This window comes from Sphingobacterium alkalisoli (assembly GCF_005049105.1).
Lineage (GTDB): Bacteria > Bacteroidota > Bacteroidia > Sphingobacteriales > Sphingobacteriaceae > Sphingobacterium > Sphingobacterium alkalisoli.
This window is the reverse complement of sequence record NZ_SUKA01000001.1, coordinates 1,237,120-1,253,213: the sequence shown is the minus strand read 5'-3', so window position 1 is coordinate 1,253,213 and position 16,094 is coordinate 1,237,120. Positions and strand designations below refer to the sequence as shown.

Genomic DNA, 16,094 nt, shown 5'->3' with positions numbered 1-16,094 from the left:
TGTTTACTATTATTGATTCAAAAGTAAGAAAACATAAATATAAATCCATAAAAGATCTAGAAAATGCCAAAAAATCGCCCCTAGATCCATTCGAAAAACATTGTAATCGTGTGCTATAGGCTTTACCGCTCCAATATAACACCGTAATAAAACAAGAATTCCCGCTATAATGTGCGCTAAGTGCAATCCCGTAAATATGTATATAAACGATTGCGAAGCGTTGTTGTTAATAAAATAAATCCCTCTTTCCGACAAAATTCCCCAAGCATTCAATTGTAATACGAAGAAAACAAGCCCCAGCACGATGGTAACCATAAGCAAAGATTTCTGCTTCAACAGATTACCCGCCTTTGCAGCCTTTAAACCTAGATGCATGGTGACACTACTCAAAATAATTGCGATTGTGCTATAGATAAATGCATTCGGTAAAATTGTTTTGATCCCTTTATCCACACCACTTGCCGTGTATACAATGAAACCACTCGACAAAGCAGCAAACATCATAAACATACCGATCAAGCCCAACCAAAGACTAAATTTCTTTGCCTTTCGTACGCGTAGTAATTCGGCTATTTCTAATTCTTCGTTTTCCATCAATTCTACTATAAAGGAATAAAGTCAAATAACAGGATCAACTGCGTTAACGGTAGGTACAAAAATGATGTATACATTACCTTCTTCGCAGAAGCATCTGTTCTTTCGATCATATGCTTATATCCATACCATGTAAAAAAAAGACCTCCAATCACCGAAACCAAGGTAAATATCCAACCACCAAAGCCATAATACATCGGCAAAAATGACGCAGGTACCATCAATAAGGCCGAAAAGAAAATCATAAAGGCAGATATCTTGTCTTTTTTTGTTGTAGGCAATAAATGAATGCCGGCGTTACTATAATCCTCTTCTGCTACCCAAGCAATAGCCCAAAAATGGGGGAACTGCCATAAAAATTGAATGCCAAATAGCACTAAAGGAATAATGACAATAGCCGCTTCACTTACCTCCGCATAGGCTAATCCAAACCCTGCCGATTGAAATGCTGCATAATAACCTATCAATGGCGGTAAAGCTCCTGGAAATGCTCCTATAAAAACTGCAATAGGCGACTTCTGCTTTAATGGCGTATATACGAATGCATACAAAAATATTGAAAAAACAGACAATAGGCCCGCGACAAAATTCAGCTGCACCAATACCAACGTGCCTATTATGCCCATCAACAGACTAAGTACCAAAGCCTGACCTGTATTCATCCTGCCCGAAGGCAAAGGACGATCCATCGTTCTCTTCATCAGCTTATCGATATCCTTCTCAATGATCTCGTTAAAGCCATTTGCGGCACCAGTAACCAAGAACCCGCCAACTGTTAGCATAAGCCAATTAAACCACATTATATCACCCTGTTGCTTCGCTCCTATCAGAAAAGAGACGGACGCTGAAAAAACAACAGTTAACGTTAAGCGTAATTTAACTAGTTTGTTAAAATCTGAAATAAAAGCCTTCATTTAATACGACACCTCCAAAATCTACCTAACTTATCTTTTCAATTTTGTCATTAAAAGCATCAAATAATATTGTGCTCCGAAAAACAAACTAGCAATTACTAAATGTGTTGTCTGTGCAAAAGCTGGAACATCAAAGTGAGCCATAATAAGACCAGACAACATCTGTAAACATACCAAGAACAATACAATCCAAGCATATCTACTTTGCAATGATAAGCGACTAAACCTGTTCTTCACCAAAAAGAAAAACAGAATTGTAATCGCAAATGTAACATACGAAAGAATACGATGAATATGGTAACTCTTTCCGATAGAATCAATCCAATTGGATCTTAATACTCCCTGATCATTCAAATGATCTATCACCTCTCTCACTTCCGTACCATATACCACTTGAACCAGTGTAACGATTATAGAAATGACGGCTAAAACCTTAACACTAGCATACTGATAATTAACCAGTATTGTCTTGTTTCTAAGCGTAGTTGCAATATAAAACGTATATATACTTATTGCCACAATAATCAGTGCCAAAAGCATATGAACGGTAATAATCCAGGGCATCAAATTCGTCGACACGACTATGGATCCTAACCACGCTTGCAACACTACCGCAAAAAGATTCAGAACGCTCCATATAAATATGGACGGTTTTGTTTTAATATATGTAGCTGAAAAAAGCGCAGAAAAAAGCAAACAAAACCCAGCTACTACGCCGACTAATCTGTTGATATATTCTGTCCAGGTTTTAGCAGCATTGAATTCTTCATGCACTAATATCGACTTATCATTCCGAATCCGATCAGCCATATCTGCGGAACCAAACAAATCCACGACATTGGCAAAACGCTGGTTCTTAGCTGCTCGACCTGCTATGTATTGTTCTTCATACCCTTCTGGCAATTGAGAAACATCAGTAGGAGGAATTATCTGGTTGAAACATTTCGGCCAATCCGGACATCCCATTCCAGAACCTGTACTTCTAACGACTCCACCAGCTGTGATTACGAGAAACAAAACAACGATTGTTATCCTGTTTATTTTAATAAATCGCTTCTCACTGCTAGGGTACATGCTTTCTTTGCTTTGTATCAGATCTTGCAGAAGAAATAAGGTTTTTCCTTACTCTTCTCCCGATCTATTATTTTCTTTATTCCATGCTCTCTGTATTGCAATAGCCTCTTCATCCCCTTCAAAATCGTGGTAGGAATTGGAACTCATTGTATGCGAATATGGAACATCTTGAGGAATAAAATCCTCGTCATGCCCAGGTTTACTATAATCGTATGGCCAACGGTGAACTGTTGGAATTTCTCCCGGCCAGTTACCATGAAAATGTTCAACTGGCGTAGTCCATTCCAATGTATTCGATTTCCATGGGTTCTGCGTTGCTTTCTTACCTCTCCAAATTGATCCGAAGAAATTAACCAAAAATGCCACTTGACCCAAGCCAGCTACAATAGCAGCCCAAGTCACTAAAATATTTACTGAAATCCATTTCTCCATAAACGGAAATTCAGTGAAAGCATAATAACGACGAGGAACGCCATCTATCCCCATAAAGTGCATGGGGAAGAATACTAAATAAGCGCCCAAGAAGGTCAACCAAAAATGTAAATAGCCTAATTTCGTACTCATCATACGACCGAACATTTTAGGATACCAATGGTATACACCACATAGCATACCAAAGATAGAGGCCGAGCCCATCACCAGGTGAAAGTGAGCCACAACAAAATAAGTATCGTGTAAATTAATATCTAAAGCTGCATTACCTAAGAAAATACCTGTAACACCTCCGGACACAAAGAAGGAAACCATACCAATTGCAAACAACATCGCTGGTGTAAAACGTATATTACCTCTCCATAAAGTAGCAATATAGTTAAATGCTTTAACTGCTGAAGGAACCGCAATAATCAAGGTGGTGATCATAAATACTCCACCTAAGAATGGATTCATCCCCGTCACAAACATGTGGTGACCCCATACAATAAATGATAGCACCGTGATACCAACCAACGAATAAACCATTGCATGGTACCCGAAGATAGGTTTACGAGAGTTTGTGGAAATCACCTCAGATGTTAAACCTAAAGCAGGCATTACTACAATATATACTTCTGGGTGACCTAAGAACCAGAATAAATGTTGAAATAAAATAGGTGATCCGCCTTCGTTCGGCAAAATCTGTCCTTGAACAACTAAATCTGATAGGTAAAAAGATGTTCCAAAGGAGCGATCAAATATCAACAGCACAACTGCAGAGACTAAGACAGGGAATGACAATAAACCTACGATTGCCGTTAAGAAAAACGACCAAATAGTTAGCGGCATTCTCCATAAATCCATACCCTTCGTGCGCATATTCAATATCGTACTGATATAATTAACACCACCCATTACCTGAGATGCGATAAACAAGGTCATACTGATCAGCCATAACGTCATACCCAATCCAGAGCCTGAAATAGAAGTAGGAACGGCAGATAGCGGCGGATAAATCGTCCATCCTGCTGAAGCAGGCCCACTCTCCACAAAGAAAGAAGCTATCATGATCACACAGGCTATAAAGAAGAACCAATAGGACAACATGTTCATAAATGGAGATGCCATATCACGCGCACCGATTTGGTAGGGAATCAATAAATTACTGAATGTACCAGATAAACCAGCTGTCAATACAAAGAAGACCATCATCGTACCATGGATGGTAACTAAAGAGAGAAAAAACTCTGGCTTAATACGACCACCTTCTGCCCACTTTCCTAGAAAAACTTCTAAGATAGGAAAATCCTTATCTGGCCATGCTAATTGAATACGAAACAATATTGATAATAGCATGGCAAAAACTGCCATAATAATACCTGTAATCAAGAATTGCTTAGCAATCATCTTGTGATCCTGACTAAATATATATTTAGTCAAGAATGTCTCATGATGGTGATCATGTGAACCGTGATGTGCTGCGTCGTGCGATATAACTGTACTAGACATATTCTATTGTAAAAAATCTTTGTTCTATTAATTTAATGAAGCAGTAGTGATGCCTTCAACTTCTTTACTCTGTTGCGCAAATTCCTTTTGCAAATCTTCTGTGAAATATTTGCTTTGTGTACTTAACCATTGCTTATACTCAGCTTCCGTAACTACTACGACCTTTTTCTGCATGTTATAGTGCGCTGATCCACAAATTTTATTACACAACATAACGTAGTCGTATTTTGGGTCATTCATCCGATCCCGCATCTCTTCCGTAGTTACCGTTGGCGTGAACTGGAAATAATTCGTCATACCTGGAACGGCATTAATCTGAACACGAAAATCTGGTATGTAAAAAGAGTGGATAATATCTTTAGAAATAATATGAAACCTAACTGATCTCCCAACTGGCAACACGATATGCTCACCCGAAATATCATCCCAAGAATTCTTATCGTTAAAATCTATACCGTAAGGATTCTCTGCAGTAGTTAATTTATAGTTACGCTTACCTATTTCGCCATCTGATCCAGGATACCGAACACGCCACATAAATTGCTCACCAAGCACCTCAACTTGAAGCGCCGATTTTTGCAGATCTTCGGGAATACTCGTGATCGTTCTCCATGTAAAAAATCCAAACAATACCAATACTGTCAATACCACCGCTGGCACAATAGTCCATATCTTCTCAATTGTATCGTTATGTGGATAGAAATATGCCTTACTATTCGCGCGCATTCTGTAAATGTAAGCAAACCCAAGTAGTAAAATATGCACAACAATCATTACAAAAGTGGTGATGACTGTTGTGATGATGAACATGGTATCAATCTTTTCACCGTGCTCTGTAACAGCATCTCTCCACGACCAGTTTCCCCAAACTGTATACGAATAATATACACCCCATAAGAAAAAGATCAAAAACAGTAGCAACAAGACCGCCTGCAATGTATTACCTGCAAGTGGATTATATCTACCGTTCATCTTATGTGTCAATTCGTAAATCGAAATAACTTTACCGATTACTGCGATAACAGTACAAATAACTAGGAACAATAAAACATAATAGAAAAAGTCTTTATAAACTTGAGGATCTATTTGCTTTACCTCTGCTGCAGTTGAGCTCGCATTAGCAGTGTCACCTGAAGACGTACCGACTACCGCTGTAGAGTCAGCTCCGTTGGCTATACCGTCAACCGAAGTAGCTGTATCAGCCACGACAGATTCGACACCCACTGCCATCGATGTTTCTTCGCCCGCTGTAGTATCAACTACAACAGTATCTTGCTGAAAGGCTAAAACGGGACCAGCAAAAAATATACTGGTGAGTAGTAGACAACCCAATATGGATCTGAATCTGTTATTTATTTTTAACTTCATTTCTTAAAAAACGTTTGAACGTAACTTCCTTTTCTTACTATTAAATTTGGTGGTGTAAACTTTCATCTAAGAACGGATGATTCTTGGCAGCCAACGGATGTCTGCTCAATTTACTCATCACCAAAAAGATAAAAATACCCATAAAACCAATAGCTGTACCTACTTCAATATATCCAAAACCTCTATGTGTCTCCACTGTACCAGGCATTACCATAATATAATAGTCTAACCAGTGCCCTAGTAATAGTAGAATACATACACACATCATTACATTAAGACGACGTTTTGCATCCCTATCAACCAACAATAGCAAAGGGGCCACAAAGTTAATGATTATATTGATCCAAAACCATGGTTTATATTCCGGCTCCCAACGCTTGTAAAAATAAACCGTCTCCTCTGGAATATTTGCGTACCAAATCAACATAAATTGAGCAAACCATACATAAGTCCAAAAGATTGAGAATCCGAAGATCAATTTACCCAGATCGTGTAGGTGATTTTCATTAACCCATGACATATATCCTGCTTTTTTCAAAAAGATCAAGATTAATGTAATCACGCACAACCCACTCACCCACATAGCAGCGAAGTTGTACCAGCCAAACATGGTAGAGAACCAGTGTGCTTCTAACGACATGATCGTATCAAATGACCAAATCGGTGTAGTGAAACCAAATATAACCAAGAATATTGCAGACAACTTAAAGCTTTGCTTGTAAGAGTTTAGACCACCTACCAAGTCCTCATTGTACGAAAGCTTAGCCAATATCACAGCGAATACACTGTATAAGCCCATGAAAATAATTTGGCGACCCAAAAACCAAGGCATATTTAAATAGCTTGCTTTGCCCGCTACCAAGGCATCATAATTAGGACTGTTCGGATCGGTTAAACCTTCCGCATGCCAATGATGATACAAATTATGCGTAGATAAGCCCAAAGCAATAATAATAAACAATATAACAGAAGCTATCGGTAAGATACTTGCCATTGCCTGAGGTATGCGGATTAATCCAGCAGACCATCCGGATTGGGTTACCAATTGTAGAGCAACGAAAAAAGCTCCTGCCGCGCATACACAAGTAAAATAATACCCCATCAATAAGAGATTTGCATATGTACGCTCAACCATGATGTGATCACTCGATAATAAACCGAGTGCGACTGCAACTATTCCTACAACGATAGCAACTAAACTGAGTACCTTGGCAGTACCAGCAAATTTATATTGCTCGCTGAAATTATAATCGTGATGATGACTGTGAGTTCCCATTTATAAAATCGATGTTAGATTATTTTTTTTGTAATTCTTGTACGTACATGACTACTTTCCAGCGCTCTTCTGGATTTAACTGAGAAGCGTGCGATCCCATCGCATTCAACCCGTAGTAAATAGTATGATAAATTTTTCCTGCTGTCAAATCACTCATAGCCCCCCCCCTAGAAGATACCGAACCCGTAGATTTCGCATACGATGGCGGCGGTGGAAAATTCTCCAATTGACGTCTACCTCGCGAATCCTCCACAAAACGGTCTTTTGTAATTGCACCATCTCCCTTACCTTCAGCACCATGACACATCGCACAGTTCACTAAGAACAAATGCTCTCCCTGCGCTAGGTTTTCTGCTGTTACCGCCAAAGGATTCTTAAGCTCAGTGCCTGCACGCTGATAGTCTTCTGGTGTATTTTCAAACTCAAAACGCTCAAAACCAATTGGCGTAGTCCCGACAGGAGGAATTTGTGCAGTTTGATTATTTTTAAAATTATTATTTAGTTGATCTGGATTGTAAGCAATCGGATCATACATATTGCGCGAAAATTCCCAACCTGCATCGCGCGTAGTGCCATCACCACAGGCAGAGACAACTGCAGCTAAAGCGACAGCTACACATACAGTTCCAAGAAAATTCTTCTTATTCATAACTAACATATTTCCTTTCATTGTATTTAACTTCTACTGCTCCGGCTTCCTTCAACAAATTATCAATTAACGCATGATCCGCATTTTCATTTGCATCTATCGCTATTATAAAACGGTCATCTGTTGCTCTTAAATCCATCACACGAGGTGCACGTCCGGGGAATAGGTGATTACGGAAGAAAAAAGTCGCTACCATCCCTAAAGCACATAATAAAATAGTTACCTCAAATGTAACTGGCACAAAATTTGGCAACGGCAATGACGGTTTACCGCCCACATTCATCGGCCAGTCATAAGCCATCGTATAATATAGCAAGCTAAATCCCAGCACAGTCCCCGTGGCTCCGAAAATAAAAGCAGCTATAGGTAAACGTGAAGGTTTAACGCCTAATTTTGCCTCTATCCCGTGTATCGGCATAGGTGTAAAACAGTCATATATGCTAATATTGCTAGCCTGTAACTTGTCAATCCCATGCATCATTTCATCTGGATCGGCAAAACTACCTAATATATATTTTGTGTTGCTCATTGCTATTATATTTTACGTAATTCTTTAATATCCTCTTCTGTGACCGAATCGTATTTACCCAAAGAGTTTTTGAAAAATTCAACCTGTTCCTCAGGAAATGCTCCCTCTTGAACCAATTTAGTTTTTTGTTGTAAACTTGAGCTTTTCAATAATAATTTAACCTCCGCAATTGCAATCCCTGGTAAGAAACGCAAGAACAGTAGGAACAGCGTAAAGAATAAACCAATCGATCCCACGAAGATACCTACGTCAGTCCAAGTTGGATAGAACATCGCCCACGAAGAAGGTAAATAATCGCGGTGCAATGAAGTCACGATAATTACGAAACGCTCGAACCACATACCGATATTTACAACAATAGATAATACCCATGAAATAGGAATACTCGTACGGATCTTCTTGAACCAAAACAATTGCGGTGAGATTACATTACAGGTCATCATCGCCCAGTAAGCCCATGCGTAAGGACCAGCAATACGATTTGCAAATGCATATTGTTCATATTCCGAACCTGAATACCAAGCTATAAACAACTCTGTTAAGTAAGCTACCCCTACAATGGAGCCAGTTACCATGATAATTTTGTTCATCGATTCGATATGGAACATGGTGATATAATCCTCAAAATTCAACACTTTACGAAGAATTAATAGTAAGGTCTGTACCATTGCAAAACCAGAGAAAATCGCCCCCGCAACAAAATATGGAGGAAAGATCGTTGTATGCCATCCGGGGATTACAGAAGTCGCAAAGTCCATCGATACAATCGTATGTACTGAAAGTACTAATGGTGTAGAAATACCTGCCAAAATCAGGGACACGATCTCAAAACGTTGCCAAGTTTTCACTGAGCCATTCCATCCGAAAGAAAAGATAGAATATATTTTTCGTTTAAGGCCTGTAGCACGGTCACGTACGGAAGCAATATCCGGAAGCAAACCACAATACCAGAATACTAAGGATACCGTGAAGTACGTTGAGATGGCAAATGCATCCCAGACGAGTGGAGAGTTAAAGTTAACCCACAATGAGCCAAATTGATTCGGTAATGGAAAGATCCAATAGGCCAACCACGGACGCCCCATATGTGCCACAACGTAAGTCGCTGCACAGATTACAGCGAAGATCGTCATAGCTTCCGCAGAACGGTTAATGGAGTTACGCCAATTTTGGCGGAATAATAATAATACCGCTGAAATCAGTGTACCCGCGTGACCGATACCTACCCACCATACAAAGTCGGTGATATCCCAAGCCCAACCTACTGTTTTATTCAGGCCCCAAGCGCCGATACCTGTCCAGAAGGTGTATCCAACACTCACAACCCATAGCATTGCTCCGCAGACAGCGACAATAAATCCTATCCACCAAGCTTTGTTTGGTTTATTTTCAACCGGAAGCAAGATATCATTAGTCACTTTAGCATAAGTGATATTCTTGCCGGTTACTAATGGTTCTCTTAATATTGATTCGTTATGCGATGACATAGTTTTTTTATTTCAGATATTGAATAAAATTACGCTTCAAATGTATTTCTTACTTTAGTCATATAACCGATGTTCGGTTGAACATTGATCTCTTCCAATACGTAATAAACACGCTCATTGCGTAGTGCTTTTGAAACTTCTGATTCCGGATCGTTAGCATCACCGAAGATAATAGCGTTTGCAGAACATGCTGCTTGACAAGCCATTTTCACGTCACCATCTTTCAGTTTACGATTTTCGATCTTCGCCTGTAATTTACCTCCTTGGATACGTTGTATACACATTGAACATTTTTCCATTACCCCACGAGAACGTGTCGTAACGTCAGGATTCAATACCAACTGTGTAAATTCGTTATTCAAGTAATTATCAAAACGTGAGTCATTCCAATAATTAAACCAGTTGAACCGACGCACTTTATATGGACAGTTGTTAGCACAGTAACGTGTACCGAAACAACGGTTGTAAGCCATATGATTAAGACCTTCCGAAGAGTGTACCGTCGCTAACACCGGACAAACCGTTTCACATGGAGCATGCTCACAGTGTTGACACAACATCGGCTGGTGTACAACTGTTACATTTTCGAAATCTTGAATATCAGCGATTTCCTTCTCTTTTGTGAATTTAATACCGTTCTCTTCTATTGTGTAATAACGGTCGATACGTAACCAGTGCATTTCGCGACGACGACGTACTTCATCACGTCCAACAACCGGGATATTATTTTCTACGTTACAGGCAACTATACATGAACCACAACCCGTACAGGCGTTTAGGTCAATCGCCATTACCCATTTATGACCAGGTTGTTCAAACTTATTCCACAAATCATACGTTTTATGAGAATCTGCAAAACGACCTGACTCTGAATTTGGATCTTTTAAATATTTAGCGAAAGTAGTCTCACGAATAATATTACGTCCTTCAATGGTATGGTGTGTTTGAGTCTGTGCTAATTCGTAAGTACCAGCAGCTTTAGAAACTTTAGCTTGTGCAGCAAATTGGACAGTACCGTTTACCAAGCTAGCAAATGGAAAAGCATTCTTTCCAACTTCATTACCGGCTTTACCTACTTTAGTTCGTCCATATCCTAATGCAACAGAAACCGTACCCATAGTCTGACCAGGTTGCAGCAAAACAGGAAGATCTAGCGATTTTCCATTTGCTTCTATCGTAACTTTACCATTTTCACCTATCCCTAATTCTTCTGCAAATTTAGGATTGATAGCAGCATAGTTATCCCAAGTTACTTTTGACACTGGATCAGGTAATTCCTGTAGATATGCGTTATTTGCATAACGCCCATCACGCATTACGGTAGATTCATATAATTTTAATTCTACCTCTCCAGCAATTTTCTTACTATCATTTACAATAGCAGAAGCTACCAAATTTACATCAACATTCGCCGAATACGCTGACCCTGTTGTAGATCCTTTATATACAAAACCTGCTTGTAATACATCTTTCCATGCTTTGCCTGTTCCCGGTAGGATATTGCTTTCCCAATTTAATTTTACAAAATCGTAAATAGAAGTTGTATCTCCAGCCCATACCAATAAGCTTTGTTCAGCTTGTCTGGTATTGAACACAGGATTGATCGTAGGTTGTACGATGGTGAATAATCCCTCCTTGGCAGAAGCATCGCCCCATGACTCTAAAAAGGTAGAAGCCGGAGCAATAGCTTTTAACTCCGAAGCAGTTTCGTCCGCACGATCAGCAAAAGACAAGGTAAAATCCACCTTAGCTAAAGCCGCTGCTACATCACTCGTGTTGAAATAATCGTAAATCGGATTGCTATTCAGGAAAAACGCAACACCTACCTGACCAGCTTTAGCTGCAGTTAAGAACTGCTGGAAAGCTGTATCTGAGCCTTGATATTGTTTAGAATAATTATCTAAATCTATAATCGCACCGTAAGCACCAAGTTGCGTGTTAATTGCATTTACTAGTGCTTGAATATTTACATCATTAGAGCCGGCCACTACTACTGCAGCACCTTTTGCATTAGCTAATTCTTTAGCCGCCAATTTGATTGCAGTCTGTGCCTTTGCATTCGTTGTAGCACCCGCTACATTTTGACCAGTAATCTCATTGTATAACGCGATTAAAACAGCCCCCTCTTCCGACGGTTTGATAGCAATACGTACGTCAGCGTTAGATCCTGTCATGCTCAATCCAGATTCGAATTGAATATGACGTGACATTTTACCATTCTTCAATGATTTGTAGTCACGGTTTTTAATATAATCTTGTGTATGCTCTTCACCTGCTAGCCAAGATCCCAAGAAATCAGCGGCTACAGAAACCACAACCTGTGCATTCGCAAATCGGTATGAAGGTATAACGGCTTTACCAAACGAATTTCTATTCGCTTCGATAATACCGCTATATGAAATCGCATCAACCTGAATATGAGAAGTTGTAGTGTATTTAGCCGTCAACTTAGCGATTGCAGCTAAAGTAGTCGGTGAATTCACTGTATTAGAAACAATTGTAATCTGCTTGCCCGCAGTCGCAGCTTTATCTAAAGAAGCAATTACAGTACTATCTAATTTAGACCACTCTACATCTCTACCACCAATTTGCGGATTTTGTAATTTGGACATGTCGTACAAATCCAAAACAGAAGCTACTGTAGGCGCATCCGTTCCTTGATTTAAGCCAATTGCATTCGGATTAGCTTCAATCGAAATAGGACGACCTTCACGTGTTCTTACCAATACACTTTGTCCATTAAAAGAGGAAGCATAGAAATTAGGTATACCTGGCGTAACCTCTTCTGGCTTGATCACATAAGGTACTGCCTTATGAATAGGTGTACGGTTACACGCTGCTAATGTAACAGCTCCTAAACCGAAACCCAAAGCTTTTAAAAAGTCACGACGTGGTGTTCTTGTACTTAAACCTGCTTCATTTAATACATCTTCTACAGGAATAGGTTCAGCAAACTCCCCTTTTTTACTTTCTACGAAAGCAGGAGTCTGATTTAACTCTTCTAAACCTTTCCAATATTTTTTATTGCTATCCATTTAAGCTGTATATAAGATTGCGTTTTCCTAATTAATTATTAATAGTGACATTTTCCACATTCCAGACCACCGATCATGGCTGCAGTCATCTTCTCACCTTTTTTCAATTTTTCGTGCGCTTCGATCAATTGATCGTAATATGCATTATCGGCGTTCACTTCAGTCGTCTTATGACAATCCACACACCATTTCATCGTCAACGGAGAATATTGGTATACCTCTTCCATTGTCTCGATCGGGCCGTGACACGTTTGACATTCTACACCAGCTACTGAAACGTGTTGCGAGTGATTGAAATAGGCAAAATCTGGAAGATTATGAATTCTTACCCATTCAATAGGTCTTGGATTGCTGCCATACTCACGTGTATCTGGATTAAAATCTACCGCACGGTATAATTTTGCGATCTCCGGAGAAAGCTCTCCTTCATAGTGATCAGAAGCTGTCACGGTATTATGACAGTTCATACAGACATTCGCTGATGGAATCGAAGCGTTCTTAGACTTGTATGCTCCACCATGACAATATTGACAGTCAATTTGGTTTACCCCAGCGTGAATTTGATGCGAGAATTTGATCGGCTGTACGGGTTGATACCCTTCATGTACACCCACATTCCACATGGTGCGCCAACCTACCACCGCAAGTAAAGCGACTAACATCAACACCGCAAAACCAACAAGTTTTTTGTTCTTTAAAAATGCCTTGGCAAATTTTGCATTACGACTTTCCGAAAACGATTCATTGCTTGCCTGCGCAGCTTGAATAGCCGCCTGGTTATTAACAATAACCTTTTCTAGTGTTCGCGTTACACGGTTTAAAACTACAACCACACCAATCGCTAAAATCAAGATCGCTATCAGACCAAAGATCATGAAGTTATTAGCTCCACTACTCTGTCCCGCACCCGCGGCAGCCGGACTAGCCGCTTTTTCAGCTAATTTAACTTCCTCATCTTGCACATACGCAATAATACTCTTGATCTGATCATCCGACAAGTGCGTGAAAGCCGTCATGGCCATCTTATTGTACTCTTCGTAGATAGCGACAGCTGCTGGATCGCCGGCATCGATCATTGCCTTCGAATTTTTGATCCAGCTAACCAACCATTCTTCTGAGTGGCGCGCGGACATTCCTGCTAAAGCAGGACCTGTTACTTTCTTGTCAATCTTATGACACGTTGTACAATTTGCTTTAAAAAGGGCTGCACCTTCCTTTACATCTTGCGCATTTGATGTCATCGTAACGGCAAATAACAATACCAAACTGATCGATATTGACTTCGCAAGTCTTCCCAAAACGGATGAGATATTTCTCATATTTAGCACTTTATACTATTTATTTATGAATATAAAAATTACTTAACTTAATTGCAATGTGGAATTCGCCCATAAAACAATGCACAAAAGTATAACTATTTAAGTAATCAGTGACAATTTAATGACGCAAATTATCAATTTAAATTCATTCTAAATAATTCGTTTAAACGCCTATTTAAGCCATTAGAGCCCCCGTTACGAAATATTTCACACCTGCTATCTTTCAAATAAATGGATACTTTTAAAAAATGACGTTGGGACGATTATGATATATAAAAAATCATTTTTATAATCTTTCATTATTCGTAATTTAGTAAATATGGAATTCTTTAATTGGCCAAACAAAACAGTGCATAATGAAGTTATCTATATGCCAGGCAGATATACGAATTTCTTTCACCTCATTACGATAAAGAACATAGATGAAATTGCTTATTTTTAATTTAATAGTAGGGTTTATACTAAGTGCTTGCATGAATGGAAACTCACAATCAGTACAACAACATATGGAAGATACTACCAAATACAACAGACTGACAGCAGAAGAAGAATACGTAATCCTACAAAAAGGTACGGAGCGACCGTTTACTGGCGACCTGTTGGAAAACAAGGAAAAAGGAACGTACGTGTGCAAACGATGCGACGCTCCCCTTTATCATTCAGAAGATAAATTTGAATCACACTGCGGTTGGCCGAGTTTTGACGATGAAATTCCCGGTGCCGTGCAACGGATAACTGATGCAGATGGCAGAAGGACAGAAATACTTTGCAAAAAATGTGGAGGTCATTTAGGTCATGTATTTCTTGGCGAAGGTTTTACTACAAAAAACACACGACACTGTGTAAATTCGCTTTCCATGAAATTTGTCCCAGCCAAGGAGAAATAAAAAGCAGATTCTAATTAGGTTCTTACTTTCAACTCACAAGGGATGACTACATGCTGGTATTCCTTGCCTTTGCCGTTGATTTCCGAAATCAATATCTGGATAATATGATCGGAGATGCTCTTGATATCTTGCGCAAGTGAGGTAACCGGAGTTTGGAATAGTGAAAATATAGCGTGATCATCAAAAGAAACGATCTTATCGATATTTAACTTGTATTTTTTAATTGCCTTGAGACCAGCAATTGCAATATAATTGGTCGCAAAGAAAACGGCATCTAATTTATTGTCTACAATAAAATCGCGTACCAAATCAATGGTTACGTCGTCCGGTTGATCAACTTGAATTTTCTTAATGACGGCGTCTCTACCCGACTCATCCATAGCCTGCATGTAACCATCCAGTCTACTACGCATCTGCGTTTGACCGGAATTGATCGTAAGCATGCCTACTTTTGTCGCCTTTAGATCTTCCAATAAGTATTTGGAACCCATATAGGCCCCTTGCTTATTCTCCGACACGACATAGTTGGTATCCAAATCTTCTATAAAACGATCAAATAATACGATAGGGACATTATTTTTAAGCAAATTGTGAATTACTTCCGAAAGTCCTTCGGTAGGTGCAATGATAAAGCCGTCAATCTGTCTATCATGAAAAAGTTGGATAAGCTCCTTCGCCCGATTCACATCATTATTCATACTACAATACAAAATGTGGTATCCGTGATCATAAGCTCGCTGTTCAATTTGTTTAGCGATATTCGCAAAAAAAGTATTGGAAATATCTTCCACTAATAATCCCAAGGTCTTTGATTTACCTGTACGCAGGCTTTTAGCCAGCTGATTAGGCTTGTATCCCACCTTTTTTACATAATCCAATACACGATGCGTCAAGGCATCGCTTATTCTTTTTTCTTTCGCTTTATCGTTTAATATAAATGAAACAGTCGTTACGGATATGCCTAGATTTTTGGCTATATCGCTAATAGACAATCTTTTTTTCATGAATTAGAGTGTATTTCAAACTACGGTAATTTAAC

At 39.3% G+C, this 16,094-nt stretch carries 13 protein-coding genes; 1 reads left to right on the top strand and 12 read right to left on the bottom strand.

The annotated features are described in order from the left end of the window. Nucleotides 1-9 precede the first annotated feature (9 nt). The 11 genes from FAZ19_RS04615 to FAZ19_RS04565 are packed head-to-tail and all read right to left on the bottom strand — an operon-like array spanning nt 10 to nt 14,168. A complete protein-coding gene (locus FAZ19_RS04615) occupies nt 10-594 on the bottom strand; it encodes a cytochrome c oxidase subunit 3 (protein ID WP_229707250.1) in 585 nt (194 codons plus the stop codon). An 8-nt stretch (nt 595-602) separates the two neighbouring features. Next, nucleotides 603-1,508 carry a heme o synthase gene (gene cyoE / locus FAZ19_RS04610; protein ID WP_136819406.1) on the bottom strand — a complete coding sequence of 302 codons (906 nt, stop codon included), beginning with the start codon at nt 1,506-1,508 and terminating at the stop codon, nt 603-605. A gap of 30 nt (nt 1,509-1,538) precedes the next feature. Then, nucleotides 1,539-2,582 carry a COX15/CtaA family protein gene (locus FAZ19_RS04605; protein WP_136819405.1) on the bottom strand — a complete coding sequence of 348 codons (1,044 nt, stop codon included), beginning with the start codon at nt 2,580-2,582 and terminating at the stop codon, nt 1,539-1,541. Between the two features lie 48 nt (nt 2,583-2,630). Then, nucleotides 2,631-4,505, bottom strand: a complete 1,875-nt coding sequence (locus tag FAZ19_RS04600) for a cytochrome c oxidase subunit I (RefSeq protein ID WP_188876058.1) — start codon at nt 4,503-4,505, stop codon at nt 2,631-2,633. A gap of 27 nt (nt 4,506-4,532) precedes the next feature. Next, entirely contained in the window at nt 4,533-5,873 is a 1,341-nt protein-coding gene (locus tag FAZ19_RS04595; protein ID WP_136819404.1) for a cytochrome c oxidase subunit II, read from the bottom strand. 40 nt (nt 5,874-5,913) lie between these two features. After that, nucleotides 5,914-7,149 (bottom strand): quinol:cytochrome C oxidoreductase, encoded by a 1,236-nt coding sequence (locus FAZ19_RS04590; protein ID WP_136819403.1) that lies wholly within the window; start codon nt 7,147-7,149, stop codon nt 5,914-5,916. A 19-nt stretch (nt 7,150-7,168) separates the two neighbouring features. Continuing rightward, nucleotides 7,169-7,798 (bottom strand): c-type cytochrome, encoded by a 630-nt coding sequence (locus FAZ19_RS04585; RefSeq protein WP_308423927.1) that lies wholly within the window; start codon nt 7,796-7,798, stop codon nt 7,169-7,171. Further along, nucleotides 7,791-8,327 (bottom strand): DUF3341 domain-containing protein, encoded by a 537-nt coding sequence (locus FAZ19_RS04580; RefSeq protein WP_136819401.1) that lies wholly within the window; start codon nt 8,325-8,327, stop codon nt 7,791-7,793. Before FAZ19_RS04580 ends, FAZ19_RS04585 begins: the two co-directional genes overlap by 8 nt. Before the next feature lie 5 nt (nt 8,328-8,332). Next, on the bottom strand, nt 8,333-9,814 hold the full coding sequence (nrfD, locus tag FAZ19_RS04575; RefSeq protein WP_136819400.1) for an NrfD/PsrC family molybdoenzyme membrane anchor subunit: 1,482 nt from the start codon (nt 9,812-9,814) through the stop codon (nt 8,333-8,335). Between the two features lie 29 nt (nt 9,815-9,843). Continuing rightward, complete coding sequence (locus tag FAZ19_RS04570; protein ID WP_136819399.1) at nt 9,844-12,849, bottom strand: TAT-variant-translocated molybdopterin oxidoreductase; 3,006 nt, start codon at nt 12,847-12,849, stop codon at nt 9,844-9,846. 38 nt (nt 12,850-12,887) lie between these two features. After that, on the bottom strand, nt 12,888-14,168 hold the full coding sequence (locus FAZ19_RS04565; RefSeq protein ID WP_136819398.1) for a cytochrome c3 family protein: 1,281 nt from the start codon (nt 14,166-14,168) through the stop codon (nt 12,888-12,890). Between the two features lie 473 nt (nt 14,169-14,641). Here FAZ19_RS04565 and FAZ19_RS04560 point away from each other — a divergent pair, with 473 nt between their 5' ends. Beyond that, the gene (locus tag FAZ19_RS04560; protein WP_229707252.1) at nt 14,642-15,055 is read left to right on the top strand and encodes a methionine-R-sulfoxide reductase; all 414 of its coding nucleotides are present in this window, start codon (nt 14,642-14,644) and stop codon (nt 15,053-15,055) included. A 14-nt stretch (nt 15,056-15,069) separates the two neighbouring features. On the opposite strand, the gene FAZ19_RS04555 is transcribed toward FAZ19_RS04560, so the two are convergent. Next, nucleotides 15,070-16,059 (bottom strand): LacI family DNA-binding transcriptional regulator, encoded by a 990-nt coding sequence (locus FAZ19_RS04555; protein ID WP_136819396.1) that lies wholly within the window; start codon nt 16,057-16,059, stop codon nt 15,070-15,072. Nucleotides 16,060-16,094 lie beyond the last annotated feature (35 nt).

What these genes read in the sequence shown, in the direction of transcription:
- FAZ19_RS04615 (WP_229707250.1), bottom strand. Translation starts at nt 594, where the DNA reads ATGGAAAACGAAGAATTAGAAATAGCCGAATTACTACGCGTACGAAAG.
- cyoE (WP_136819406.1), bottom strand. Translation starts at nt 1,508, where the DNA reads ATGAAGGCTTTTATTTCAGATTTTAACAAACTAGTTAAATTACGCTTA.
- FAZ19_RS04605 (WP_136819405.1), bottom strand. Translation starts at nt 2,582, where the DNA reads ATGTACCCTAGCAGTGAGAAGCGATTTATTAAAATAAACAGGATAACA.
- FAZ19_RS04600 (WP_188876058.1), bottom strand. Translation starts at nt 4,505, where the DNA reads ATGTCTAGTACAGTTATATCGCACGACGCAGCACATCACGGTTCACAT.
- FAZ19_RS04595 (WP_136819404.1), bottom strand. Translation starts at nt 5,873, where the DNA reads ATGAAGTTAAAAATAAATAACAGATTCAGATCCATATTGGGTTGTCTA.
- FAZ19_RS04590 (WP_136819403.1), bottom strand. Translation starts at nt 7,149, where the DNA reads ATGGGAACTCACAGTCATCATCACGATTATAATTTCAGCGAGCAATAT.
- FAZ19_RS04585 (WP_308423927.1), bottom strand. Translation starts at nt 7,798, where the DNA reads ATGAATAAGAAGAATTTTCTTGGAACTGTATGTGTAGCTGTCGCTTTA.
- FAZ19_RS04580 (WP_136819401.1), bottom strand. Translation starts at nt 8,327, where the DNA reads ATGAGCAACACAAAATATATATTAGGTAGTTTTGCCGATCCAGATGAA.
- nrfD (WP_136819400.1), bottom strand. Translation starts at nt 9,814, where the DNA reads ATGTCATCGCATAACGAATCAATATTAAGAGAACCATTAGTAACCGGC.
- FAZ19_RS04570 (WP_136819399.1), bottom strand. Translation starts at nt 12,849, where the DNA reads ATGGATAGCAATAAAAAATATTGGAAAGGTTTAGAAGAGTTAAATCAG.
- FAZ19_RS04565 (WP_136819398.1), bottom strand. Translation starts at nt 14,168, where the DNA reads ATGAGAAATATCTCATCCGTTTTGGGAAGACTTGCGAAGTCAATATCG.
- FAZ19_RS04560 (WP_229707252.1), top strand. Translation starts at nt 14,642, where the DNA reads ATGAATGGAAACTCACAATCAGTACAACAACATATGGAAGATACTACC.
- FAZ19_RS04555 (WP_136819396.1), bottom strand. Translation starts at nt 16,059, where the DNA reads ATGAAAAAAAGATTGTCTATTAGCGATATAGCCAAAAATCTAGGCATA.